This is a genomic window from Acidovorax sp. AC410 (assembly GCF_979253235.1).
The window spans coordinates 2,204,688-2,227,171 of record NZ_CEEDCG010000001.1 but is presented as its reverse complement, the minus strand read 5'-3'; the positions used below and the strand labels follow the sequence as shown (position 1 = coordinate 2,227,171).

General features: G+C 68.5%; 20 protein-coding genes and 1 pseudogene. 10 read left to right on the top strand and 11 right to left on the bottom strand.

The window, feature by feature from the left end:
- Nucleotides 1-22: 22 nt before the first annotated feature.
- From AC0IZS_RS10310 to AC0IZS_RS10295, 4 genes are all read left to right on the top strand, one after another.
- Nucleotides 23-1,087 carry a FecCD family ABC transporter permease gene (locus AC0IZS_RS10310; RefSeq protein WP_471635553.1) on the top strand — a complete coding sequence of 355 codons (1,065 nt, stop codon included), beginning with the start codon at nucleotides 23-25 and terminating at the stop codon, nucleotides 1,085-1,087.
- Nucleotides 1,084-1,905: an ABC transporter ATP-binding protein gene (locus AC0IZS_RS10305; RefSeq protein ID WP_471635552.1), complete on the top strand. Its 822-nt coding sequence runs from the start codon at nucleotides 1,084-1,086 to the stop codon at nucleotides 1,903-1,905. Before AC0IZS_RS10310 ends, AC0IZS_RS10305 begins: the two co-directional genes overlap by 4 nt.
- Nucleotides 1,902-2,195, top strand: coding sequence for a DUF2218 domain-containing protein (locus tag AC0IZS_RS10300; RefSeq protein WP_471635551.1), 294 nt, complete (start codon nucleotides 1,902-1,904; stop codon nucleotides 2,193-2,195). The genes AC0IZS_RS10305 and AC0IZS_RS10300 overlap by 4 nt, the downstream gene beginning before the upstream one ends.
- 144 nt (nucleotides 2,196-2,339) lie before the next feature.
- The gene (locus AC0IZS_RS10295) at nucleotides 2,340-3,425 is read left to right on the top strand and encodes a GGDEF domain-containing protein (RefSeq protein ID WP_471635550.1); all 1,086 of its coding nucleotides are present in this window, start codon (nucleotides 2,340-2,342) and stop codon (nucleotides 3,423-3,425) included.
- 10 nt (nucleotides 3,426-3,435) lie between these two features.
- Here the strand turns inward: AC0IZS_RS10295 and AC0IZS_RS10290 are convergent, their stop codons facing one another.
- Nucleotides 3,436-4,278 carry a M48 family metallopeptidase gene (locus AC0IZS_RS10290; RefSeq protein ID WP_471635549.1) on the bottom strand — a complete coding sequence of 281 codons (843 nt, stop codon included), beginning with the start codon at nucleotides 4,276-4,278 and terminating at the stop codon, nucleotides 3,436-3,438.
- Nucleotides 4,279-4,315: 37 nt separating this feature from the next.
- On the opposite strand from AC0IZS_RS10290, the gene AC0IZS_RS10285 reads away from it, so the two are divergent.
- The 3 genes from AC0IZS_RS10285 (at nucleotide 4,316) to AC0IZS_RS10275 (ending at nucleotide 8,032) form a co-directional block, all read left to right on the top strand.
- Nucleotides 4,316-5,932: an AmpG family muropeptide MFS transporter gene (locus AC0IZS_RS10285; RefSeq protein ID WP_471635548.1), complete on the top strand. Its 1,617-nt coding sequence runs from the start codon at nucleotides 4,316-4,318 to the stop codon at nucleotides 5,930-5,932.
- A gap of 132 nt (nucleotides 5,933-6,064) precedes the next feature.
- A complete protein-coding gene (locus AC0IZS_RS10280) occupies nucleotides 6,065-6,781 on the top strand; it encodes a response regulator (RefSeq protein ID WP_471635547.1) in 717 nt (238 codons plus the stop codon).
- 6 nt (nucleotides 6,782-6,787) lie between these two features.
- On the top strand, nucleotides 6,788-8,032 hold the full coding sequence (locus tag AC0IZS_RS10275; RefSeq protein ID WP_471635546.1) for a HAMP domain-containing sensor histidine kinase: 1,245 nt from the start codon (nucleotides 6,788-6,790) through the stop codon (nucleotides 8,030-8,032).
- On the opposite strand, the gene AC0IZS_RS10270 is transcribed toward AC0IZS_RS10275, so the two are convergent.
- Nucleotides 8,007-9,248 (bottom strand): YbfB/YjiJ family MFS transporter, encoded by a 1,242-nt coding sequence (locus tag AC0IZS_RS10270; RefSeq protein WP_471639497.1) that lies wholly within the window; start codon nucleotides 9,246-9,248, stop codon nucleotides 8,007-8,009. The two genes, AC0IZS_RS10275 and AC0IZS_RS10270, sit on opposite strands and share 26 nt — an antisense overlap.
- Nucleotides 9,249-9,339: 91 nt before the next feature.
- Between AC0IZS_RS10270 and AC0IZS_RS10265 the strand changes: the two genes are divergently transcribed.
- Both AC0IZS_RS10265 and AC0IZS_RS10260 read left to right on the top strand, forming a co-directional pair.
- Nucleotides 9,340-10,215, top strand: coding sequence for a LysR substrate-binding domain-containing protein (locus AC0IZS_RS10265; RefSeq protein ID WP_471635545.1), 876 nt, complete (start codon nucleotides 9,340-9,342; stop codon nucleotides 10,213-10,215).
- Between the two features lie 35 nt (nucleotides 10,216-10,250).
- The gene (locus tag AC0IZS_RS10260; RefSeq protein ID WP_471635544.1) at nucleotides 10,251-11,330 is read left to right on the top strand and encodes an NAD(P)H-dependent flavin oxidoreductase; all 1,080 of its coding nucleotides are present in this window, start codon (nucleotides 10,251-10,253) and stop codon (nucleotides 11,328-11,330) included.
- Nucleotides 11,331-11,337: 7 nt separating this feature from the next.
- On the opposite strand, the gene AC0IZS_RS10255 is transcribed toward AC0IZS_RS10260, so the two are convergent.
- Genes AC0IZS_RS10255 through AC0IZS_RS10230 form a run of 6 tightly spaced genes read right to left on the bottom strand, consistent with a single transcriptional unit; the run spans nucleotide 11,338 to nucleotide 16,049 of the window.
- Entirely contained in the window at nucleotides 11,338-12,312 is a 975-nt protein-coding gene (locus AC0IZS_RS10255) for a glycosyltransferase (RefSeq protein ID WP_471635543.1), read from the bottom strand.
- A gap of 23 nt (nucleotides 12,313-12,335) precedes the next feature.
- Entirely contained in the window at nucleotides 12,336-13,592 is a 1,257-nt protein-coding gene (locus AC0IZS_RS10250) for an O-antigen ligase family protein (RefSeq protein WP_471635542.1), read from the bottom strand.
- Nucleotides 13,592-14,407, bottom strand: a complete 816-nt coding sequence (locus AC0IZS_RS10245) for a glycosyltransferase family 2 protein (RefSeq protein ID WP_471635541.1) — start codon at nucleotides 14,405-14,407, stop codon at nucleotides 13,592-13,594. The genes AC0IZS_RS10250 and AC0IZS_RS10245 overlap by 1 nt, the downstream gene beginning before the upstream one ends.
- A 3-nt stretch (nucleotides 14,408-14,410) precedes the next feature.
- Nucleotides 14,411-14,617, bottom strand: coding sequence for a zinc-finger domain-containing protein (locus tag AC0IZS_RS10240; protein ID WP_471635540.1), 207 nt, complete (start codon nucleotides 14,615-14,617; stop codon nucleotides 14,411-14,413).
- A gap of 6 nt (nucleotides 14,618-14,623) precedes the next feature.
- The gene (locus AC0IZS_RS10235) at nucleotides 14,624-15,562 is read right to left on the bottom strand and encodes a branched-chain amino acid transaminase (protein WP_471635539.1); all 939 of its coding nucleotides are present in this window, start codon (nucleotides 15,560-15,562) and stop codon (nucleotides 14,624-14,626) included.
- 40 nt (nucleotides 15,563-15,602) lie between these two features.
- Nucleotides 15,603-16,049 carry a glycerate kinase gene (locus AC0IZS_RS10230; RefSeq protein ID WP_471635538.1) on the bottom strand — a complete coding sequence of 149 codons (447 nt, stop codon included), beginning with the start codon at nucleotides 16,047-16,049 and terminating at the stop codon, nucleotides 15,603-15,605.
- A 250-nt stretch (nucleotides 16,050-16,299) separates the two neighbouring features.
- Here AC0IZS_RS10230 and AC0IZS_RS10225 point away from each other — a divergent pair, with 250 nt between their 5' ends.
- Nucleotides 16,300-18,069 carry a methyl-accepting chemotaxis protein gene (locus AC0IZS_RS10225; RefSeq protein ID WP_471635537.1) on the top strand — a complete coding sequence of 590 codons (1,770 nt, stop codon included), beginning with the start codon at nucleotides 16,300-16,302 and terminating at the stop codon, nucleotides 18,067-18,069.
- A gap of 45 nt (nucleotides 18,070-18,114) precedes the next feature.
- On the opposite strand, the gene AC0IZS_RS10220 is transcribed toward AC0IZS_RS10225, so the two are convergent.
- The 3 genes and pseudogenes from AC0IZS_RS10220 to AC0IZS_RS10210 form a co-directional block, all read right to left on the bottom strand.
- Nucleotides 18,115-19,344, bottom strand: coding sequence for an EAL domain-containing response regulator (locus tag AC0IZS_RS10220; RefSeq protein WP_471635536.1), 1,230 nt, complete (start codon nucleotides 19,342-19,344; stop codon nucleotides 18,115-18,117).
- Nucleotides 19,341-19,700: an Hpt domain-containing protein gene (locus tag AC0IZS_RS10215; RefSeq protein ID WP_471639496.1), complete on the bottom strand. Its 360-nt coding sequence runs from the start codon at nucleotides 19,698-19,700 to the stop codon at nucleotides 19,341-19,343. Before AC0IZS_RS10215 ends, AC0IZS_RS10220 begins: the two co-directional genes overlap by 4 nt.
- Before the next feature lie 136 nt (nucleotides 19,701-19,836).
- Nucleotides 19,837-22,233: pseudogene (locus AC0IZS_RS10210) on the bottom strand (MASE4 domain-containing protein); the annotation flags it as partial.
- Nucleotides 22,234-22,484: the final 251 nt, after the last annotated feature.

Below are 22,484 nucleotides of genomic sequence, written 5' to 3'. Positions count from 1 at the left end.
TCCCGTATCAGAGTCCCTTGCCGTGAATCCTTCCCTGCCCTCTTCTCCCAGCACAACGCTGGCCCAGCGCTACCGGCAGTTCGTGCGCCTGCGGCTGGTGCTGCTGGGCGCGCTGCTCGTGGCGCTGTGCGCAAGCGTGGTGGCCGACATCGCCATTGGCCCCTCGACCTTCGCCTTTGCCGACGTGCTGCGCGGCCTGTTTGCGCCGGCCAGCCTGCCGCAGGCACAGCAGGTCATTCTGTGGGAGGTGCGCCTGCCCTATGCCGTGATGGCGGTGCTGGTCGGCGCCAGCCTGGGCCTGGCCGGTGCCGAGATGCAGACGGCGCTCAACAACCCGCTGGCCAGCCCGTTCACGCTGGGCGTGTCGGCCGCGGCCGCAGTGGGCGCATCGGCCGCCGTGGTCAGCGGCTTCACTTTGCTGGCCTTTGGCGAAAACCTGGCCGTACCGCTGTGCGCCTTTGCGGGTGCGGCCTGCGCCACGGCGCTGATCCAGCTGTTGGCCTGGCGCCAGGGCGCGACGGTGGACACCGTGGTGCTGTTCGGCATCGCGCTGCTGTTCAGCTTCGAGGCCCTGCTGTGGCTGCTGCAGTTCATCGCCGACAGCAATGCGCTGCAGCAGATCGTGTTCTGGACCATGGGCAGCCTGGGCCGTTCCACCTGGACCAAGATCGCCATCGTCGGCACGGTGCTCGGCGGCTGCATGCTCTGGTCGGCCCGCCAGGCCTGGGCGCTCACGGCCCTGCGCGCGGGCGAAGACCAGGCGCGCAGCGTCGGCATCCCCGTGGAGCGGCTGCGGCTGGTGACACTGCTGCGCGTGAGCCTGATGGCGGCCACGGCCCTGTCCTTCACGGGCACCATCGGCTTCGTCGGCCTGGTGGGGCCGCACATCGCGCGCATGCTGCTGGGCGAGGACCACCGCTACTACCTGCCCGGCAGCGCGCTGGCCGGGGCGCTGATGCTGTCGCTCGCCTCCATCCTGAGCAAGGCGCTGATTCCCGGCGTGGTGCTGCCCATCGGCATCATCACGGCACTGGTCGGCGTGCCCCTGTTCATGGCGCTGGTGCTGCGCCAGAGGAGGCTGGCATGACGCAGGGCTTCGCGCTCGACAACCTGTCTGCCGGTTACCCCGGGCGACCCGTGCTGTCGCACGTGACTCTGGGCGGCATCCCGCCCGGCACGCTGGTGGCCGTGGTGGGCCCCAATGCCGTGGGCAAGTCCACCCTGCTCAAGGCCATTGCCGGCCTGCGCCCGGCGCAGGGGCGGGTGCTGCTGGAGGGCACCGACCTTGCGGGCCTGTTGCCGCGCGAGCGCCTGCGCCGCGTGGGCTACCTTCCGCAGGCCCTGCCGCAAAGCACCTCGCTCGTGGCCTACGAAACCTGGCAGAGCGCATTGCGCGCCGGCCGCAGCGAATGGAGCGCGGCGCGGCGCGAGGCCGCCATCGAGTCGGTGGTGGAATCCCTCGGCCTGCAGGCGCTGGCGCTGCGCCGGCTCGACGAACTCTCGGGCGGGCAGCGGCAGATGGTGGGCCTGGCCCAGGTCATCGTGCGCGCACCGCGCCTCTTGCTGCTGGACGAGCCCACGAGCGCGCTCGACCTGCGCTGGCAATTGCAGGTGCTGCAGGCCGTACGCGCCCTGGTACAGCAACAGGGCGCCATCGGCCTGGTGGCGGTGCACGACCTGAACCTGGCGCTGCGCTTTTGCCAGCAGGTGCTGGCGCTGGGCGGCGGTGGCGTTTTGGCCGCGGGCGACCCTGCGCAGGTGCTCACACCCGCACTGCTGCAGCGCGCCTACGGCGTGCAGGCACGGGTGGAGCGCTGCTCCCTGGGCAACCTGCTGGTGCTGGCCGATACCGCCCTGCCCCTCGATCACCCGCTTTCCATCCCAACGACGACCACGACCCAATGATGCGACGCCAGGGCCATGTGCCCACGCCCGAAGCCAGCCGCTACCTGCAGCGCCTGTGCTACCACTTCACGCGCAAGATCACCGTCACCTACGACGAGCACCAGGGCCAGGCCCACTTCCCCTGGGGCCTGTGCGTGCTGCGGGCCGACGACGCGGCCCTCCATTTCGACTGCAGCGCCGAGGACGGCGCCAGCCTGGCGCGCGTGCAGTTCGCCATCGACTCGCACGTGGAACTGTTCTCGCGCAAGAGCCCGGTGGCGGTGGACTGGCAGCCGGTGCAGTCGTTGTAGCCAGGACGGCCCGGCATCGAACGGGGACAACTGGCATACTTTGCCCAGCCTGATCCGCCGACCCGTAGCCTGCCAGCCTTCTAGGATGTGACATTCTGTTAACAATCCCGGCGGTCGGAGGAGCGCGCCGGGCACCGTCACGCCATGGCATCCCCCGCAAGCACCGTTCCCACCGCCCATCCCCCGCGCCCGTTCGCCATTCCACAGCGCGGCTCCAGTGTCGCTGGCAAGGCCTACTGGGCCATGGCGCAGCGGGTGGCGCTGACGGCCGCCGCCATCGACTGCGGCTACATCGTGCTGTTTCTCTGGCTGGGCTCGGTGCCGCTGGCGCTGGTCAACCTGGCCAGCATCGGCATGTACCTGGGCGCCTACCAGCTCATCCAGCGGCGCCGCAACACCGCCGGCATCCTGTTGATCTGGCTGGAAGTGATCATCCACTCCGCACTGGGTTCGCTGCTGGTGGGCTGGGACAGCGGCTTCCACTACTACCTGTGGCTGTTCATCCCGGCCATCGTGATCGCCAACTCGGGCCGCTACGCCATACCGATGGTGCTGGCATTGCTGGTCTATTACCTGGGCCTGCGCTTCGCCTGCGACCACTGGGGCGCCCTGGCGCCACTGGCCGGCAAGGGCCAGCAGGTGGTCAACGCCATCCATGTGTGCATCGTGTTCGGCATGTTCGCGGCCCTGGCGGCGTTCTACCGCCGCACCATCCTCATCGCCGAGAACCGGCTGCTCAAGCAGGCCACGCTCGACGCGCTGACCGGGTTGAACAACCGCGCGCATTTCCACACCCTGGCGGGGCACACGCTGACCCGCATCCAGCGCACGGGCGAACCGGTGGCGCTGCTGCTGTGCGACATTGACCATTTCAAGCAGGTCAACGACCGCCATGGCCACGCCATGGGCGACCGCGTGCTGGTCATGGTGGCCAGCGTGCTGGCGCGCAACCTGCGCGAGAGCGACGTGATCGCGCGCTGGGGCGGTGAAGAGTTCCTGGCGCTGATGCCGGCGAGCCCGCTGGAATCCGCCATGGAGGTGGCCGAGCGCATCCGCGTGGCGATGGAACGGATCGAGCTGGACTGCCAGGGCACGCCGGTGCCGCTGACCATGTCCTTCGGCGTGGCACAGGTCGCCGGCAGCGACGACCTGCAGGCCGCCATTGCGCGGGCCGACCAGGCGCTCTACCAGAGCAAGAACAACGGCCGCAACCGCGTGACGGCCGGTTAGATCCGGGCCGTCAGCCCTTTCGCGCCGCTTCGTACAGCTTTTGCACCTTGGGCACATTGAGCTCCAGCTGCTGGATGCGCGCCGGGCCCGACGGGTGGGTGGACAAGAAGGCCAGGCCGCCCTGCTTGCTGCCCGTGGCACTGCCCATCTTCTTCCACAGGCTCACCGAGGCATCGGGCTGGTAGCCTGCGCGCGCGGCCAGCTCCAGGCCCACCAGGTCGGCATCGCTCTCGTCCGAGCGGCTGAACTGCAGCGTGAGCAACTGGCCACCGAGGCTGGCCGCGGCATTGCCCAGGTCTCCGAGGCCGAGCAGCTGCGAGCCCAGGCGCAGGCCGATGTTGGTGGCCTGGGTCTTGGCCAGGCGCTCGCGTGCATGCTCGCGCAGCGCGTGGGCCATTTCGTGGCCCATGATCATCGCCGCCTCGTCGTCGGTGAGCTTGAGCTGGTCGAGGATGCCGGTGTAGAAGGCGATCTTGCCGCCGGGCATGCAGAAGGCGTTGATCTGCTTGCTGCCGATTAGGTTCACCTCCCAGCGCCACTGGCTTGCCCGCTCGTTCCAGGGCTTGGTGTGCGGAATCAGCCGCTGCGCAATGGTGCGCAGGCGCTGCAGCTGCGGAAAGTCATCGGGCGCGAGCGCGCGCTTGGCGCGGGCCTGCTCCATCATCTGCTGGTACTGCTGCGCGGCAGACCGCTCCAGCGTCTCGGCCGGGATCAGCTTGCGCAGCGTGGACGATGTGCCCACGTCCACCTGGGCAATGGCCGGGGCCACGGCACCCGCCCCCGCCGCCAGAAGAAACGCGCGGCGCGCGGACCACATCGATGACGGCGCGGCGGAAGGAGAGGGGCAAAGCATGCACATGCAGGAATAATAGACAAAAACCCAGGTACCCATGTCAGACACCTCCCCTATCCCGACCGCATCGACCGTATCCGCTGCGCCGACCGACGCCCCCCGCCCCACTTGGCTGCAGACGTTGCGCGTCTACCTGGAGCCTGCGAGCCTGCGCATGCTCACCCTTGGCTTCTCGGCCGGCCTGCCGCTGCTGCTGGTGCTGGGCACGCTGAGCTTTCGGCTGCGCGAGGCCGGCATCGACCGCAGCACCATCGGCTACCTGAGCTGGGTGGGCCTGGCCTACGGCTTCAAGTGGGCCTGGGCGCCCCTGGTGGACCGCATGCCCCTGCCCCTGCTTACCCGCTGGCTGGGCCAGCGGCGCAGCTGGCTGCTGTTGTCGCAACTGGTGGTTGCGGCCGGCTTGGTGGGGATGGCGGTGTCGGATCCACGCCTGGCTCTCGGGCCCATCATCTGGTGTGCATTGGCCGTCGCCTTCGGCTCGGCCACGCAAGATATCGCACTGGATGCGTTCCGCATCGAATCCGCCGATGCCGACCACCAGGCGGCGCTTGCAGCCTCGTACCAGACGGGCTACCGCCTGGCAATGATCTGGGCTGGCGCCGGCGTGCTCTGGATAGCGGCGCGAGCCGAAGTGGCAAACCCGGCTGCCAGCTACCAAAACGGTGCGTGGCAGACCGCCTACCTCGTGATGGCCGTATCCATGCTGGTTGGCATGCTCTCCTCGCTCCTTTCCAAAGAGCCCATGCCCCGCGACCTCGATCTTGAAAAGAAACGCCTGTCCGCATCCGCCGCCGTGTTCCAGGAGCAAGGCATGCGTTTTACCTGGCCGCTGGCAGTTGCAGCCTTGGGAGTGGCGGGCCTTTTGGGTTGCATGGTGCGGCTGGCCATCTCCACGCTTCCTTCGGTGGTACCCGTGGGCTTCGGCCTGTTGGCCATCGTGGGCTTCGTGGGGCTTGATCAATCCTGGGGACGCAGCGCGCTGATTCGCACCCCCGTCCACCGTGCGGTGGCCCCGGCGTTGGCGTGGCTGCACGCGGCTGTTTTCGAACCGTTTGCCGACTTCGTTCGCCGCTACCGCCGCCAGGCGGCGCTGATCCTGGCGCTGATCGCCGTGTACCGCATCAGCGACGTGGTGATGGGCATCATGGCCAACCCCTTCTACGTGGACATGGGCTACACCAAGGACGAGGTGGCCGCCGTGACCAAGATCTATGGCGTGGTGATGACGCTGGTCGGCGCCTTCGTGGGTGGGGTGCTGTCGATGCGCTTTGGCGTCATGCGCATCCTGATGCTGGGCGCGCTGCTCAGCGCGGGCAGCAACCTGCTGTTTGCCTGGCTGGCCGGCCACGGCCACGACGTGACGGCGCTGATCGCCGTGGTCTCGGCCGACAACCTGGCCAGCGGCATTGCCTCGGCGGCTTTCATCGCCTACCTGTCGAGCCTGACCAATGTGAGCTACTCGGCCACCCAGTACGCGCTGTTCAGTTCGCTGATGCTATTGCTGCCCAAGTACCTCGCGGGGTTTTCGGGCCACTACGTGGACCAGCATGGCTACGCTTACTTCTTCACGGCCACGGCGATGCTGGGCTTACCCGTGCTGATCCTGGTGTGGTTGGCATCCCGCTCGCACGCTACCGAGGTCGGCCAGAGGTGATCGATTTTTGCTATGCATTGCATAGCAAATTGCGGAGGGGGCCGTTGCCAGGTTTACGGAAGCTTTACAGGGGCTTCAACACGGCGTGACGCCTTTGCGCGAGCATAGGGATGTACCCAATACACTGAACCCATGAGCTCCCAACTGCTGATGATCGAAGACGACGCCCGCCTTGCCGAGATGGTGGGCGAGTACCTGGGCCAGTCCGGCCTGGTGGTGACGCACCGCGCCGACGGCAAGAGCGGCCTGGCCGAGCTGCAGGGGCCCGATGCGGCCGCGCTGCCCGACCTGGTGATCCTGGACCTGATGCTGCCCGACATGGACGGCCTGGAGGTGTGCCGCCGCATCCGCTCGCTGCAGGGCCCGGCTGCGCAGGTGCCGGTGCTGATGCTCACGGCCAAGGGCGACCCCATGGACCGCATCATTGGCCTGGAGCTCGGTGCCGACGACTACCTGCCCAAGCCCTTCGAGCCGCGCGAACTGCTGGCGCGCATCCGCGCCATCCTGCGCCGGCGCACCGATGGCGGCACGCCCACGGCCCAGGCCCTGCGCTTCGGCACGCTGGAGATCGACCGCGATGCGCGCACCGTCACCGTGGCCGGCCAGCCGGCGGACCTGACCTCCTACCAGTTCGACCTGCTGGTGGCGCTGGCCGAACGCGCGGGCCGTGTGCTCACGCGCGACCAGATCATGGAGGCTGTGCGCGGCCGCGAGCTGGAGGCCTTCGACCGCTCCATCGACGTACACATGGGCCGCATCCGCGCGGCCATCGAGGTGGACGCCAAGAACCCGCGCCGCATCCTGACCGTGCGCGGCGTGGGCTATGTGTTCGCCAAGCAGCAGGATTGAAGCCCGGTGAGCCTTTCCAACCCCTTCGCCCGGCGCCTGTACCTGCGCATCTGGCTCGCGGTGGTCGGCGGCATCGCGGTGCTCACGCTGGTCGTAGGCTGGGCCTGGCGCATTGCCGAGGAGCAGAAGGCGAGCAACAACCAGCCCTTCGTGCCGCCCTCGCGCGAGATGGTGCTGCGCGATGCCAAGGGCGACGTGGTCTTTCGGGGGCCCGCAGCGCGGCAGCCGTCGGAGCCCGGCGAAAATGTGGAGTTCCACATCGAATCCGACACCGGCCAGACCTTTGTGCTGCAGATGGCGCCGCGCCCGCAGAACCGGGGCGGCCGCCCGGGTGGTGGTGATGCGGCGTTCTGGACCCGCCCGCCCTTCGGCTTCCTGTGGCTGCTGGGCATCGTGGGGCTGGCCGTGGCGGTGGGCGTGTACCCCATCATCCGGCGCCTGACCCTCCGACTGGAGGCGCTGCAGCGCAGCGTCAAGCATTTTGGCGAAGGCGACCTGTCGGTGCGCGTGCCCGAGCAGGGCCAGGACGAAGTGGCCGACCTGGCACGCCAGTTCAACGCCGCTGCCGCACGTGTGGAAACCCTGGTCAAATCGCACAAGTCGCTGCTGGCCAACGCCTCGCACGAGCTGCGCTCGCCGCTCACGCGCATCCGCATGGGCATGGAGCTCATGGGCGGACAGCAGCCTTCGCCGACGTTCCGCGCCGAGATCCTGCGCAACATCGCCGAGCTCGACCAACTGGTCGACGAGATTTTGCTGGCCAGCCGCCTGGACGCGCGCGAGGCCGACGTGGGCACCGTGGAGACGGTGGACCTGGTGGGCCTGGCCGCCGAGGAATGCGCGCGCGTGGACGCCGACCTGGACGTGGGCGCCAGCCCCGATGCGGTGGACGTGCGCGGCGTCTCCAAGCTGCTGCGCCGCGCCATCCGCAACCTGCTGGAGAACGCCCGGCGCTACAGCACCGGCGAGATCAGCGTGGTCGTGCACCGGCGCCAGGGCCATGCAGAGGTGCGCGTGTGCGACCAGGGGCCGGGCGTGCCCAGCAACCAGCGCGAGCGCATCTTCGAGCCCTTCTACCGCCTGCCGGGCGCCAGCGAGCGCGCGGGAGGCGTGGGGCTGGGCCTGTCGCTGGTGCGCTCGATCGCCGGGCGCCACAACGGCATGGTGTTCTGCGAGGACCGGCCCGATGGCAGCAGCGGTGCCTGCTTCGTGCTGCGCCTGCCGGTCACTTCTTCCAGCGCCACGCCATGAAGGCGTAGAGCGCGGCGCCGAGCACCAGCACCGAGCCCGCCACGGCGAGCGCCCAATCAAAGCCCTGCGCGCGTGAGCCTGCCTGTGCCAGCAGCGCTGCCGCCATGGGCGGGCCGGCGATCTGGCCGATGCCGTAGAGCGCCGTGAGCAGGCCGGTGAAACCCGCCCCGGCTTGCGGCCACTGGTGGCGCGCCTCCTGCAAGGCAAAGAAGGTGATGGCGGTGAATGGCAGGCCCAGAAACAGGCTGCCGAACGCAAACCCCGCGGGCCCCGGCCATAGCAGACCGAGCGCAATGCCCCCCGCCTGCAGCAGGTAGGCGCCGGCCAGCAACCAGCGCCGGTCGCGGTGGGGTGCGATGCGCGTGGACAGAAAGGCGCCCAGGGCCACGCCGGCGCCGAACACCGGCCAGAACAGGTCGGGCCAGGCCGAGCCGGCCGGAAGCGCAGCGCGCGCGATGACAGGCAGGAAAGTGGCGGTGACGATGTAGCCCAGGCCCGCCAGGCCATACGCCACGGCATGCAGTGCCCGCAGCGCCGCCGGCGCAGGCACGGCAACGGCGGCGGGTGCCCCTGCCGGATGGGCCTGCGCCTCGCCACCCCGCAATACCTGCCAGATCCCGGCGCACAGCACCGCCGCCAGTGCGGCAAACGTGGCCCAGCCGGCTGCCGCACTCCAGCCCGCAGCAACCATGGCGCCAGTGGGCAGGCCCGTGACCACGATGCCCAGTCCCGGCCCACAGAAGATCAGGCCGGCGAGCTGGGGCCGCCCCAGCCGGGTGAGCTGGCCCATGCACCAGTTGGCCGTGCCCAGGAACACCAGGGCACTCGCGACACCTGCCAGAAAGCGCAGCAGCGGCCACGACGCGGGCCAGGGAAAGGCCAGCACTCCGGTCAGCAGCACCGTGGCCACCAGCCCGCCCCGCGCCAGGGCTGCATTGCCCGGGACTGCGCCCAGGCGGCGCCCGAGCCACGGCAGTGCCATGTACAGCAACGCCCCGGCAAGGTAGCCGGCGTAGTTGGCCGTGGCCAGCCAACTGCCCGTGGCGATGTCGACCACGCCGTCGTGCAGCATCATCGGCAGCAGCGGGGTGAAGGCGAAGCGGCCGATGCCCATGGCCACCGCCAGCGCGACCAGACCGGCCAGGGCGACCTGCAAGGGCGCCACCTCGGCGGCACGCGCGCGGGCGGGGGAAGGGGAAGAAGACACCTGGTCCATGCGGGAGATACCGGAAAGGATTGCCACGGCGAATGCCGCTGCGTATCATCTTACCAAGAGATTGAATTTTTGTAATTCATACTGTTTCAAGATGGATGAATCTTCTGCATCCTTGCTGGACCTTGCGGCCCTGGACATCTTTCGCACCGTGGCGGCCGAAGGCAGCGTCACGCGCGCGGCCGAGCGGCTGGGGCGCGTGCAGTCCAATGTGACGACCCGGGTGCGCCAGCTGGAGGCGGACCTGGGCACCCCCCTGTTCCTGCGCGAAGGCAAGCGCATGGCGCTCACGCCCGAGGGGCGGGTGCTGCTGGGTTTTGCCGACCGGCTGCTGGCACTGGCCGAAGAAGCACGCCAGGCGGTGCGCCCGGGCCCACCCGGCGGGCGGCTGCGCCTGGGTTCGATGGAAAGCACGGCGGCGAGCCGCCTGCCGGTACCGCTGGCGCGCCTGCACGGCCAGTGGCCGGGCGTGGCGCTGGAACTGTCGACCGCCCCCACCCGCGAACTGGTGGAGCGGCTGCGCGCCCACGCCCTCGACGCAGTGCTGGTGGCCTGGCCACCGGGCCATGCCCCGGATGCAGCGCTCGAAACCCGGCCCGTGTTCACGGAAGACCTGCTGCTGGTGCTGCCCGCCGGCCACCCTGCCGTGGCCGGACCAAAGGACGTACAGCCCGGCACGCTGGCGGTTTTCGAGCCGGGCTGCACCTACCGACGCATCGGACAGGACTGGTTCGCACCCCGGCCGCAGCCCATGCAGGTGCTGGAGCTGGGCTCGTACCACGCCATTCTGGCCTGCGTGGCCGCCGGCAGCTGCGCGGGCATCGTGCCGCGCTCGGTGCTGGCCATGACGCCCCACGCCGGGCTGCTGAGCCACCAGCCGATCACCCGCATCGACACCCTGCTCACCTGGCGCAAGGGCTACCGCTCCAGCGCGCTCGATGCCCTGCAGCAGGTGCTGTCCGCTGCCTGACCGTTATTTACTTTCCCCCGTTCCAGGAGTCCGCCATGACCGACCGCAGCCTTCGCACCGCCCTTTCATTGCGCCTGCCCATCATCCAGGGGCCGATGACCGGCTCCGACACGCCGGCCCTGGCGGCCGCCGTATCCGCCGCGGGCGGGCTGGGCTCCCTGGGCTGCGGCATGCGTTCTCCCGCCGCCATGACCGAGGCGGCCGCCGAGGTGCGCCGGCGCACCGACCGGCCTTTTGGTATGAACCTCTTCGTGCAGGACACGCCCGCGCCCGACGCGGCCACGGTGGACGCCGCCGTGGCGCGGCTCGCCCCGCTGTATGCCGAGCTCGGCCAGCAGCCTGCCGTGCCCGCACGCTGGTGCGAGGACTTCGCGGCGCAGTTCGACGCGCTGGTCGCCGCGCGCCCGGCGGTGGCCAGCTTCACCTTCGGCATCCTGTCTGCCGCGCAGGTGGCGCGCCTGCATGCTGCGGGCTGCTATGTGATCGGCACCGCGACCACGGTGGCCGAGGCCGTGGCCTGGGCCGACGTGGGGGCCGACGGGGTCTGTGCCTCGGGCATGGAGTCGGGCGGGCACCGGGGCACCTTCCTCGGTGATTTCGCCTCCTCGATGATCGGCACCATGGCCCTGGTGCCGCGCTGCGTGGATGTGCTGCAGCCACGCGGCGTGGCCGTGGTGGCGGCCGGCGGCATCATGGACGGGCGCGGCATTGCCGCCGCGCAGGCGCTGGGGGCCGAGGCGGTGCAGATGGGCACGGCCTTCCTCTCCTGCGATGAATCGGGCATCGGTGCGCCCTACCGCCAGGCGCTGGCCAGTGCCAAGGGCACTGACACGCGCACCACACGGGCCCTGACGGGGCGCCACGCGCGCGGCATCGTCAACGCGCTGATGGACCGGCTGCAGACCGATGAAACGGCCGTGCCGCCCTACCCGGTGCAGAACGCGCTGACCGGTGCGCTGCGCAAGGCCTCGAACGAGGCCGGTCGGGCCGACTACCTGTCGCTGTGGGCCGGCCAGGGCGTGGAGGCGGTGCGGCCCATGGCCGCAGGCGCACTGGTAGCGCTGCTGGAAGAGGAATGGAAGCAGGCCTGCGCGCGCGTGGGCGCGGCGCACTGAAAGGCGCTCAGCGCGTCCAGGGCAGGTCTCTGGCGGTACCTTGAATCACCGGATGCTCGCGGTGCAGCACCTCGCCGGCCAGCACCCGCTCGTAGTAGCGCAGGTAGCCACGCGCCATGGCCTCGGCGCTGAAATGCTGCTGCACATGGGCATGGCAGGCGCGCGGATCGGCCTTGTGGACACGCACGGCCTCGGCCAGTTCGCTGGCGCTGGCCGACAGGCTGCCGCACTCGGCCGGCACCAGTTCGGGCAGCGCGCCGTAGGGCGTGCTGAACACCGGGCAGCCGAAATACAGGCTCTCGATCACGGCCAGGCCGAAGGGCTCGTGCCAGCGCACCGGGAAGATCAGGCCGCGTGAAGCGTTGAGCAGCTCGTTCTTCTGCTGGCCGCCGACCATGCCGAAGAAGTGGACCTTGCGCGACAGCGTCCAGCGAAAGCCGCGCTTGAAGTTGATGCGCTCGCCGCCCAGCACGTCGAGCTCCACGCCCGCGAGCCTGGCCACCTTGATGGCGCCGGCCACGTTCTTCACGCCCCAGGCCGCCTTGCCCAGGAAGTGGTAATGGTCGCGCGGGCGCTCGAAGTCCACCGGGCCATAGGCCGACCAATCGAGGCCGTTGTAGACGAACTCGGTGGAGCCATAGCGCGCCGCGTGGTTGCGCGAGAGGAACACGGTGTTCAGTGGCAGCGGCTTGGGCTTGCGCGCATTGCCGTGCTCGGTGACGAGGTAGGGGCGCGAGGGCTCGCTGCGCGGGTTGAACTGGAAGTGGGTGATGTCCACGTCGGCCGGGATCTGGCCGTCCCAGGGCTCGTCGGGCTTGATCGGCAGCACCTGGGCAAAGTCGCAGCTGCTGCCTTCTGGCACGAGGTAGCTCACGCGGTGGCCCAGTTGCACCAGGGTCTTGCCCAGGTCCCAGATCACGCGCTCGGTGCCGCCGTAGCCGTACACCGGGATGGGAGAGTTGTTGACCAGCAGGATGTGCATGGAATGAAGGATACCTGTCGTCGTCAGAAGGGGCGGCCGCAGCCGATGCGCGCGCGCCGCTCATGCAGGGCCGCCAGCACCAGCGGACACATGAAGAGGTAGAACATGTTGCCGCTGTTGTGCGCCAGGAACACCTGGGTCAGGCCGAAGCCGATGTACGACAACGGCAGCATCACGCCGACCAGGCACAGCGAGAGCGATTCGCGGTCCATCTTGCCCGCGCCGTCGCGGATGCGCCGCTCCGTGGGCCAGAACATGACCAGCGGAATGCCATAGAACGCGAGCAGCAGGAGCACGCCGGGCAGGCCGCGCTTGGCGAACAGGTCCAGCACCTCGTTGTGCGCATGGCCGAATTCGAGCACCACGGGATGCGCAAGGCCAGCGGCGACGCGGCGCGCCTTCTCCTGCTCGTAGCCGGCCCGGCCCCAGCCGGTGAGCGGCCGGTCCCAGCCCATTTGCCAGGCCAGCTGCCAGTGGGCCAGGCGCTGGCCCACCGAGCTGCGGCCATCGCCGCGCTGCTGGTAGGTCTGCACCTCCTGGCGCGCTTCGTCCACGCGCTGCTCAACGGCCGGCACCTGCGACAGCCCCGCCGCCACCAGCGCCAGCACGCACAGGCCCCAGTACACGCGCCGCTGGCCGGTGGTACGCACCAGCAGCCAGGCGCACACCGGCAGCAGCAGCACCAGCGCCAGCCAGCCCCCGCGCGACTGCGACAGCACTGAGCCCACCGCTCCGAGCACGATGGCCGCCACCAGCAGCAGCCGCTGCCAGGCCACCCAGCGCCGCCATTGCACGACCAGCAGCAGGCCGCTCAGCACGGCCAGCAGCATGCTCAGGTTGCCGTACTGGATGGCGTTGGTGAAGCCACTGGCGCGCGGCAGGCCCAGCACACCGATCTGGTAGAGGCCCACGGCACCGCTGCCCACGGCACCGACAGCCACGCCCATCCACAACCAGGAGGCGCGCGGTTCAAAGCTCATGAGGTAGAAGATGCAGGGCAGCGCCAGCAGGTACTTGACCGCGCGGTCCATGCTGCCCCAGCCCCAGGCGGCGCCCACGTCGAGCAGCCACAGGGCGGCCATGCACGAGAAGGCCGCAGTGAGCCACCAGGCAGCACGCGGCGCCGGGCGCCGCCACCACACGGGCGCACTGGCCAGTGCCGCCAGCAGCAGCAACACCGCACCGTAGGAATAGCCCGAGGGCAGCCACAGCGCCAGGCCGGGCACCATGAACGCACCGGCACTTGCGCAGCGCCCGAACCAGCGGTAGTTCTTCACCATCACCGGATCACCCGGCCCGTGAGGCTGTCGCGGTCGTAGTGCAGTGCGGCATACCGGAAGAAACCCTCCAGCGCCACGAACAGGCAGTACAGGAAGCCCGCACCCCCACACAGGAAGCCCAGCCGGAACAGGTACAGGCGCAGGAACATCGAGCCGCCCGAGGCCAGCCCGCGCAGCACGCCGCCGCGCTTGCCCGCCTCGGCCCGTTTGGCGGCGCCCAGCATCACGTACTGGGTGAGCTTTTCGAGGCTGGTGCGCACGGAGTTGCGGGTGTAGTGCAGCAGGCGGGCGCGTACCAGGTGGCGCGGCACGGCCGTTCCATCGGGCTCGGGGTACAACTGCGCCTGCTCGTGCACCACGCCCGTGAACTCACGGACCATGGAGCGCACGAACAGCCGCTCGATGCGCGACTGCGACAGAAAATAGCGCAGCTCCTGGCCAAAGGCCACCATGCGCCAGCGGATGGTCCACACCCCGCGCGCGCCCGAGCGCACGATGGCCTGCAGCTCCTGCTGGAAGGCCGGGGTCATGACCTCGTCGGCATCAAGGAAGAACACGTAGTCGCCGCGCGAGTGGGCGAGCAGGCGGTTGCGCTGCACGGCAAAGCCCTGCCAGTCGGGGTAGGAATGGACCTCTGCACCCAGGCCCTGGGCCAGGGCGACGGTGTTGTCCGTGCTGCCGCTGTCGACGACCAGCACCTGGTCGGCGAAGGCGGCGCTGCGCAGGCAGGCTTCGATACGGTGCGCTTCGTTGTGCGTGAGCACCGCCACCGTGAGCGTGGGCGACGGTTTCGCGTCGCCAGCGGCCGCCGACATCCGTCAGTGGCCGGCGTGTACGTGCTCGCCCGCCTTCAGGCGGTAGACGGTGCCGCAATAGGGGCACTTGGCCTCACCGCCGCGGCCCACGTCCAGGTAGACCTTGGGGTGGCTGTTCCACAGCTTCATGTCCGCCTTGGGGCTGGGGCAGAAGACCCCGCCCTGGGCGTTCAGGTCCTTGGCCAGCAGTTCGATCACAGCTTGGGACATGATGGTTCAGACCTTTGCGAGCCAGTGGGCGTATTGGGGGTTGCGGCCGTTGACGATGTCAAAGAAGGCGCTCTGGATCTTTTCGGTGATCGGGCCGCGGCTGCCGTTGCCCAGCTCGATGCGGTCGAGCTCGCGGATCGGCGTGACTTCGGCGGCCGTGCCGGTGAAGAAAGCCTCGTCGGCGATGTAGACCTCGTCGCGCGTGATGCGCTTTTGCACGATCTCCAGGCCCAGGTCCTTGGCGATGTGGAACACGGTGTTGCGCGTGATGCCGTTCAGGGCGCCGGCCGACAGGTCGGGCGTGTAGATCACGCCGTTCTTGATCACGAAGATGTTCTCGCCCGCGCCTTCGCTCACGAAACCGCTGCTGTCCAGCAGCAGGGCTTCGTCGTAGCCATCGTCCAGCGCTTCCATGTTGGCCAGGATGGAGTTGGTGTAGTTGCTCACCGCCTTGGCCTGCGTCATCGTGATGTTGACGTGGTGGCGCGTGTAGCTGCTGGTCTTGACGCGGATGCCGCGCTTCATGCCTTCCTCGCCCAGGTAGGCGCCCCAGGCCCAGGCGGCCACCATCAGGTGGATCTGGTTGCCCTTGGGCGAAACACCGAGCTTTTGCGAGCCAATCCAGGTCAATGGGCGCAGATAGCACGATTCGAGCTTGTTCTCGCGCACCACGGCCTTCTGGGCCTCGTTCACTTCTTCCTTGCTGAAGGGGATCTTCATGCGCAGGATCTTGGCGCTGTTGAACAGGCGCTCGGTGTGCTCTTCGAGGCGGAAGATGGCCGTGCCATCGGCCGTCTTGTATGCGCGCACGCCTTCGAACGCGCCGCAGCCGTAATGCAGGGTGTGGGTCAGCACATGGATCTTGGCATCGCGCCAATCCACCATCTGGCCGTCCATCCAGATCTTGCCGTCACGGTCGGCCATTGAGGGAACTACGGGGCTCATGGGTATCCTTTGAATTGCTGTGGGTCGCAAAAGAGCGATTTTACGGGGCTGGCGGCAGCTCGGCCACCGGAGCCGGCGCCTGCGGCGCCCCATCCTCCTGTGCAGGGCGCACCAGTTCCCACTTCACGAGCTTGCCATTCTTGAACTCGCAGGTCACGAAAGAGCGGGATCCGTCGGTCCAGCGGTACAGCTCGGGCTGGGCACCGTCGTCGGACAGCAACTGGCCCAAAGAGCGCGTCATGGCCACCACATGCATGAGGTTCACCCCGGGGCGCAGCTTGGCATTGAGCATGACGGCGCTGCCCACATGCCCGATGGGCCGGTCTGCCGCTTTTTTCAGCACCGTCATGAGGCGCGTGAAATGCAGCAGCACCCACATCATGAGCCCGCCGCCCACCGCGGCCACGCCCGGCCATCCGTAGGACATGTAACCGAACACCAGACCACCGACCGCACCGAGCGGAACAAAGATATTGCGCAAATTCATGGGCGGTATTGTCATATGGCCAGCGCGCGCGGCCATAAGTGAAGACCGCAGACCTGCCGGGTCCTCCCGGCCTGCGGCCACCAAAAGCCCGCGCAGGCCGCGCCAGCATGGCTCGCATGGCTGTTTCGTTGTGCAAACGCTACATCAAATGGATGCCGGCGGCTGCCTATGGCGCAACTGCGCGCCGCGGTTTACGCTCGCCGGTTGATACAACCTGATACGCCGGGTGACGCCTGCAGGAACACAAGCCATGAAACTGGACAACATACGCCTTTCCCCCAAGCTGTGGGGGTCCATCGTGGGCCTGCTGGGTGCCATGCTGCTCGTCTCCATCTGGGCCCAGCACCAGACCTCCCAGGTCATGGCGCAGACACTTGCGTCGCTGGAATCCTACGAGCAGCGCATCACCCTGGCTCTGCAGTGGAAGGGCGCGACCGAAACCACGGGTGAGCGCGTGCTGGCCAGCAACTCCACCCCCGATGCCGACCTGACCACGCTGTTCGACGGCCGCGTGAAGGCCGGCGTGACCGGCATTTCGGCCATCCAGGCCAAGGTGGTGGAGCTGGCCACCAGCCCCGCGGACAAGGCCGCCCTGGAGCGCGTGGCGTCCGAGCGCACGGGGGTGCTGGCACTGAACAAGCAGGCCCGCGAGATCAAGCAGGCCGGTGATGCCGCCGCCTTCAAGTCCTTCGTGGAAACGAAATACCTGGCCGCCATCGGCCGCTACGTGGATTCGCTGGAAGCCTTCGTGCAGCTGCAGCAGTCGCAGCGCGAAACCGCCAAGCAGGAGGCCGCAGGCGCCCTGGGGCGCGCCCGCGCCCTGGCCTGGGCCATCCAGGCCATCGTCTTCATCCTGGGGCTGGTGCTGTCCTTCCTGCTGGTGCGCTCGATCACCCGGCCACTGAACGACGCGGTGCAGCTGACCGATGCGATCGCCGGCGGCAACCTCACGGTGCAGGCCAACGATGACCGGCAGGACGAGTTCGGCCACCTGCTGCGCTCGGTTTCGCAGATGGCGGCCAAGTTGCGCGGCCTGGTCTCGGAAGTGCGCAGCGGCGTGGACTCGATGTCCAACGCCTCGGTGGAGATCGCCACCGGCAACCACGACCTCTCGGCCCGCACCGAGCAGACCGCCGCCAACCTGGAGGAAACCGCCGCCAGCATGGAGGAGCTGACCGCCACCGTGACCCAGTCGGCCGACACCGCGCGCCAGGCCAACCAGCTGGCCAGCACCGCCGCCCAGGCCGCCGGCCGGGGCGGTGAGGTGGTGGCCCAGGTGGTGACCAGTATGCAGACCATCACCCACAGCTCGCGCAAGATCGCCGACATCATCGGCACCATCGACGGCATCGCCTTCCAGACCAACATCCTGGCCCTGAATGCCGCCGTGGAAGCGGCCCGGGCCGGCGAGCAGGGCCGGGGCTTTGCCGTGGTGGCCAGCGAGGTGCGCGGCCTGGCGCAGCGCAGTGCCGAGGCGGCCAAGGAGATCAAGGGCCTGATCACCGCCTCCGTGGAATCGGTGGAGACCGGCTCCGAGCAGGTCACCCAGGCCGGCCAGGCCATGGACGAGATCGTCAGCAGCGTGCGCCGCGTGTCGGACCTGATCGGCGAGATCACCGCCTCCTCGTCCGAACAGCGCGACGGCATCGCCCAGGTGAACGTGGCCGTGACCCAGCTCGACCAGATGACGCAGCAGAACGCCGCACTGGTGGAAGAATCCGCCGCGGCCGCCTCGTCGCTGCGCGACCAGGCGCAGCGCCTGGCCGAGGTGGTGTCGGTGTTCAATGTAGGCCACCAGCCTGCAGCCGCCGCGCCAGCGCCCCGGCCTGCACCGGCCCGTGCCCCGGCTCCGCGCCCGGCGGCACCTGCCAGCAAGGTCACGGCGTCCACCCATGCCACCCGCAAGCTGCAGGCCCCCAAACCGGCGCCAGCCGCCACCAGGTCTCCGGCGCCCGCCAAGCCCCCCGCAGCGGCTGCATCCAAGGCCAAGGGGTCGGACGATGACTGGGAGTCTTTCTGACCGGAGACCCGGGCGAGGCGTGCGCAGCGTGGGCTGGCGCTCACCTCATCCGGGGGATGGCCTGCCCGAATACTCCGCAGCCCAGCGCACCCGCCAGGCCGCGACCCACTCCAGAACCTTCTCGGCGGGCATGGGCCGCGCAATGAAGTAGCCCTGGGCCAGGTCGCAGCCCGACTTCTGCAGGAAACCCCAGTCGTCGGCGTCTTCCACGCCCTCGGCCACCACCTCCATGCCCAGCTCCTTGGCCAGGCCCAGGCTGGCAAGGAAAATGGCGCGCAAGGTTTCGTTGTGGTGGGCGCCATGCACAAAACTCTGGTCAATCTTGAGTTCGTCGAATGGAACATCGCGCAACTGCGCCAGGGACGAATGGCCGGTACCGAAATCGTCGATGGACAACCGGAACCGGCGCAAGCGCAGGCGCGTCAGGATTTCCAGCGGTGCGCGCAGGTCCTTCATCAGCTGGCTCTCCGTCACCTCCAGGACGATGGACTGCGGCTTGACCCCGGCAGCGGCAGCAGTGGTTGTGATCCTTTCGGGGAATTCCAGCGCATGGAGGTTGTCCATGGACACGTTGACGGCCACCTTGAGCGCCAGGCCCTCCCGCGCCCATGCGGCACTGTCTTGAAGCGCCTGCGCCAGCACCACCTGGGTGAGCGCATCGATCAGGCCATGGGCCTCGGCCATGCCGATGAACTGGTCGGGATACACCATGCCGTCTTCCGGATGGCGCCACCGCACCAGGGTCTCCATGCCGACGACCTCCCCGCTCAAGACCGAGACCTTGGGCTGGTAGTGGTTGAGCAGCTCTCCGGTCTGGATGGCCTGCGCCAGACGCTCGACGCCATAGCCTTTGCCTTGCAGGTGCTGGGCCAGCTGTCCCGAGGGCACCCATCTCTCCACCAGCTGGAACAGCGCCTGCGGTGGCACGGGCTTCTGCAGGCTGCCCAGCACTTCGATGTGGTGGGCCTGCACCAGCCTGCGTGCAGAGTGCAAGGTGCGTTCGTCCTCGCCACTGACCAGTATCAGGCTGCCCGCATACCCATGCTCCACCAGCTTGCGCACGAACTCCATGCCGTCCATGCCGGGCATGTTGAGGTCGCACAGGATGAGCTGCGGTGCCAGCACGGGATCGTCCACCCGTTCGAGAGCGGTCAGGCCGTTGTCGCAGGTATCGACCTGGGTGAAGCCCAGGTTGGCCAGCTGCCGGGCCAAGAGCATGAGCATGAAGGGCTCGTCGTCGAGCACCAGGATGCGGATGTCGGACCTGGCACTCATGGCGCACCGTCCCGCACGTCACTGGCCAGAATCTCGGCCAGATGCCGGTCGACGGTGGCCATCTCCAGCTTGAAATGCTCGAATGCCAGGGACAGGGCATCGATCTGCCCGGCAGCCCCCACCTGCTCCATGTCGGCGCACAGGTCGCCCAGCGCCATGGCACCCACCGAGCGCGCAGCCGATTTGAGCTTGTGTACCGCGGCCACAGTCTTGGCCGCGCTGCCGGCGCAGTAGGCCTGCTCCACCTCCTGCGCAATGCGCGCCGCACTGCTGCGAAAAGCCTGCAGGAATTCGCGTATGAGCTGGGGGTCTTCTCCCACCAGGCTGCGCAGGACCTGGACGTCCACCGGCCCCATGGGCAAGGCTGGAGCGTCGGTGCTTCTGGGCTCCCGGGGCTTGCGCTGCGGGTGAGGGCTTGGGCAACCAGCGCTCCAGCAGGTCCTGCAGGTCCGCCAGCGGAGCGGGCTTGCTCATGTAGTCGTCCATGCCGGCATCCCTGCAACGCTGGGCCTCCGTCTTGAGGGCATTGGCGGTCAGCGCCAGGATGCGCACCGGCGGCTCGGCCGCCTCGCCCGCGTGGATGCGTGCGTTGGCGCGCTCCTGCTCCTCGGCACGTACCACCGAGGCCAGCTGGTAGCCGTCCATGCCGGGCATGTGCAGGTCGGTCACGATCAGGGCATAGTCACCGCTGCGCCAGCGTATCAGGGCCTGCAGGCCGTCGCTTGTGAGGTCGGCGGTCAGGCCCAGCAGCGCCAGCTGCTGCATGATGACCTTCTGGTTGATCTCGTTGTCCTCCACCACCAGTATCAGCCGACGCTGCCGGCGCGCTTCTTCGCGTGACAGCGCGATCGGCCCAGGTGCATGGCGCGCAGGCAGCAGCGCGCTGTGCTCGTCCTCGTACGGAACCCGTCCGGCGGCAGCGGCCACCGCGCGCAGCAGGGCACTGCGGGTCAGCACGTTGCCGTCAACGGATACGCGGTCCGCGTCGAACTGCGGCGGATAGCGATGCGGGCCGTGGCCGATGACCACGAAGTGGTGCGCCAGCCCCGGATTGGAGCGCGCAATGGCACGCAGGCGGTCCAGCGAGGCGGGGCTGTCGGCTTCGGTGTTGACCACCCAGACCCAAGGCCCGGGCGCCAGGCCCGGAGCCAGCTGGCTGGCCTCGTCCAGGTTCGCCACGTGCCGGGTGTGTGCCCCCGCATTGGCCAGATAGGTCACCAGGTCGCCGGACAGCGTCTTCCCATTGCCAATGATGAGACAGGACAGGCCCGCGACGAGGGAGGGCGACGGCGGTGCCTCGCCTGGCGCGGGTGCGGCACAGGCCAGCGGCAGCCGCAGTGTGAAGGTGGAGCCGACCCCCGGCGCACTGACCACGGAGATGCGGCCCCCCATGCGCTGCGCCAGGCTGCCGGAAATGGCCAGGCCCAGGCCGGTGCCGCCAAAGCGCCGGGTGGTGGACACATCGGCCTGGGTGAAGGCCGTGAAGAGGGTGGCCAGTGTGGCCTCGCCCATGCCGATCCCGTTGTCGATGACCTGGAACTCCAGGGTGACGCCCTGCGCGCCTTTCTCCACCAGCACTGCGCGCACGGCCACCCTTCCGGCGACCGGCCCTCCGGCAGAAAACTTGATGGCGTTGTTGACCAGGTTGATCAGTATCTGGCGCAAGCGCAGGGCGTCGCCCAGCACGGTGGCGGGAATTTCGGGGTCGGTGAACAGCGTCAGTTCGACACCCTGTTTTTCAGCCAGGCGGTTGAGCATCACGCACACCTTCTCGACCACCTCCCCTACGGCCATGGACTCGGTTTCCACGTCGAGGTGGCCGGCCTCGATCTTGGAGAAGTCCAGGATGTCCTCGATGATGCTCAGGAGCGAGAACGCGGACTCGCGGATCAGGTCCACCATCGCCACCTGGGGGCTCTTCAGGCTGGAGCGCGCCAGCACGTCGATCATGCCGATGACACCGTTCATGGGGGTGCGGATTTCATGGCTCATCGCCGCCAGGAAGTTGGACTTGGCCTGGGCTGCCGCGTTGGCCTCATTGCGCGCCACCTCGAGTTCCGCGCTGCGTTGGCGTTCGCGCACGTTGGCGGTTGCCAGGTCGCCGTACAGGCGGCTGTTTTCCAACAACAGGACGATCAGCACGAACGACGATGCCAGCAGTCCGTAGACGCGCCCGCCATAGAAACCCAGGTCAAAGCGCGCACCGTTCAGAACCGATGCCAGGGCAATGTCCAGGAGCCAGGCCACCAGCGTCACCATCAGCCACAGGTCCAGCACACTGCGCGCCTTGCGCCACAACGCCAACAGCGCCACCAGCGACAAGGTCCATGTGCATACCGCCACCAGGAGCTTGCCCGAATCGTCCTGGTTGCCGCGCATCAGCACCGGCAGGGCATCGTGGCCCAGGGTGCTGAGCAGCAGCAACGCCAGCGCAAGCGCCATGGCACACAGGGTGGCCCATGCGATGCCGCGGCGCGCCGGGCGGCGCGCCTGTTCCTGGACACCCGATCCGGCGGCTGCCGGATCCTTCAGGCGCACATAGGCCAGGACGAACAGCGGGAAGCCGCCATGCCACAGGAAGTACAGCCAGGCCGTGGTTTGCGGCCCCGATCCCAGCATGCCGGCGGGTGCAAAAAGGCCAGGGAAGCTCAGGCCATGCGCCATCGCCATGAAGGCACAGAACAGGTAGCCAGCCCCCAGCACCAGCAAGGCACGGGAACGCAAAAAGCTGTACTGGCCGAACAGCAGCACGGCGGTGATCAGGTCATTGGTGACCAGGGCCGTCTGGTAGACGGGAATGAAGGCGCCCACCGGCGGCAAGGCCACGCGCGCGAAGGGCGCAATCGCCAGAAAAATCAGGAAGGACGCAACAATCGCGGCGGCGGCCATGCGCCGGTGGCGCGTGTCCGCAACCAGCGTGGACAGGAATGCCGAGCTGTTGCCAGACGGCGTCTCCAAAGAATGCTCGATGGCCACGACACAGCCTCCCTCTGCAATCGTTATCGACGCCGCAGGTGCCTCTGAAGCGGGCCTTGGCGGGCGCCGTGTAGGTTCCGTTTGTCCGGGCCAGCTTAGTGCAAGTGCCCGGTGGGAGCAAGAAAAAATGGCGCTGGGGTCTGTTGTCAGCAGCCCGGTCGCCA

Bases quoted from the DNA above. Each gene is read 5' to 3' on its own strand.
- AC0IZS_RS10230 (WP_471635538.1), bottom strand. From the start codon at position 16,049: ATGAATTTGCGCAATATCTTTGTTCCGCTCGGTGCGGTCGGTGGTCTG.
- AC0IZS_RS10305 (WP_471635552.1), top strand. From the start codon at position 1,084: ATGACGCAGGGCTTCGCGCTCGACAACCTGTCTGCCGGTTACCCCGGG.
- AC0IZS_RS10235 (WP_471635539.1), bottom strand. From the start codon at position 15,562: ATGAGCCCCGTAGTTCCCTCAATGGCCGACCGTGACGGCAAGATCTGG.
- AC0IZS_RS10225 (WP_471635537.1), top strand. From the start codon at position 16,300: ATGAAACTGGACAACATACGCCTTTCCCCCAAGCTGTGGGGGTCCATC.
- AC0IZS_RS10300 (WP_471635551.1), top strand. From the start codon at position 1,902: ATGATGCGACGCCAGGGCCATGTGCCCACGCCCGAAGCCAGCCGCTAC.
- AC0IZS_RS10270 (WP_471639497.1), bottom strand. From the start codon at position 9,248: ATGGACCAGGTGTCTTCTTCCCCTTCCCCCGCCCGCGCGCGTGCCGCC.
- AC0IZS_RS10285 (WP_471635548.1), top strand. From the start codon at position 4,316: ATGTCAGACACCTCCCCTATCCCGACCGCATCGACCGTATCCGCTGCG.
- AC0IZS_RS10280 (WP_471635547.1), top strand. From the start codon at position 6,065: ATGAGCTCCCAACTGCTGATGATCGAAGACGACGCCCGCCTTGCCGAG.
- AC0IZS_RS10295 (WP_471635550.1), top strand. From the start codon at position 2,340: ATGGCATCCCCCGCAAGCACCGTTCCCACCGCCCATCCCCCGCGCCCG.
- AC0IZS_RS10215 (WP_471639496.1), bottom strand. From the start codon at position 19,700: ATGGGGCCGGTGGACGTCCAGGTCCTGCGCAGCCTGGTGGGAGAAGAC.
- AC0IZS_RS10240 (WP_471635540.1), bottom strand. From the start codon at position 14,617: ATGTCCCAAGCTGTGATCGAACTGCTGGCCAAGGACCTGAACGCCCAG.
- AC0IZS_RS10265 (WP_471635545.1), top strand. From the start codon at position 9,340: ATGGATGAATCTTCTGCATCCTTGCTGGACCTTGCGGCCCTGGACATC.
- AC0IZS_RS10290 (WP_471635549.1), bottom strand. From the start codon at position 4,278: ATGCTTTGCCCCTCTCCTTCCGCCGCGCCGTCATCGATGTGGTCCGCG.
- AC0IZS_RS10250 (WP_471635542.1), bottom strand. From the start codon at position 13,592: ATGGTGAAGAACTACCGCTGGTTCGGGCGCTGCGCAAGTGCCGGTGCG.
- AC0IZS_RS10245 (WP_471635541.1), bottom strand. From the start codon at position 14,407: ATGTCGGCGGCCGCTGGCGACGCGAAACCGTCGCCCACGCTCACGGTG.
- AC0IZS_RS10260 (WP_471635544.1), top strand. From the start codon at position 10,251: ATGACCGACCGCAGCCTTCGCACCGCCCTTTCATTGCGCCTGCCCATC.
- AC0IZS_RS10220 (WP_471635536.1), bottom strand. From the start codon at position 19,344: ATGAGTGCCAGGTCCGACATCCGCATCCTGGTGCTCGACGACGAGCCC.
- AC0IZS_RS10255 (WP_471635543.1), bottom strand. From the start codon at position 12,312: ATGCACATCCTGCTGGTCAACAACTCTCCCATCCCGGTGTACGGCTAC.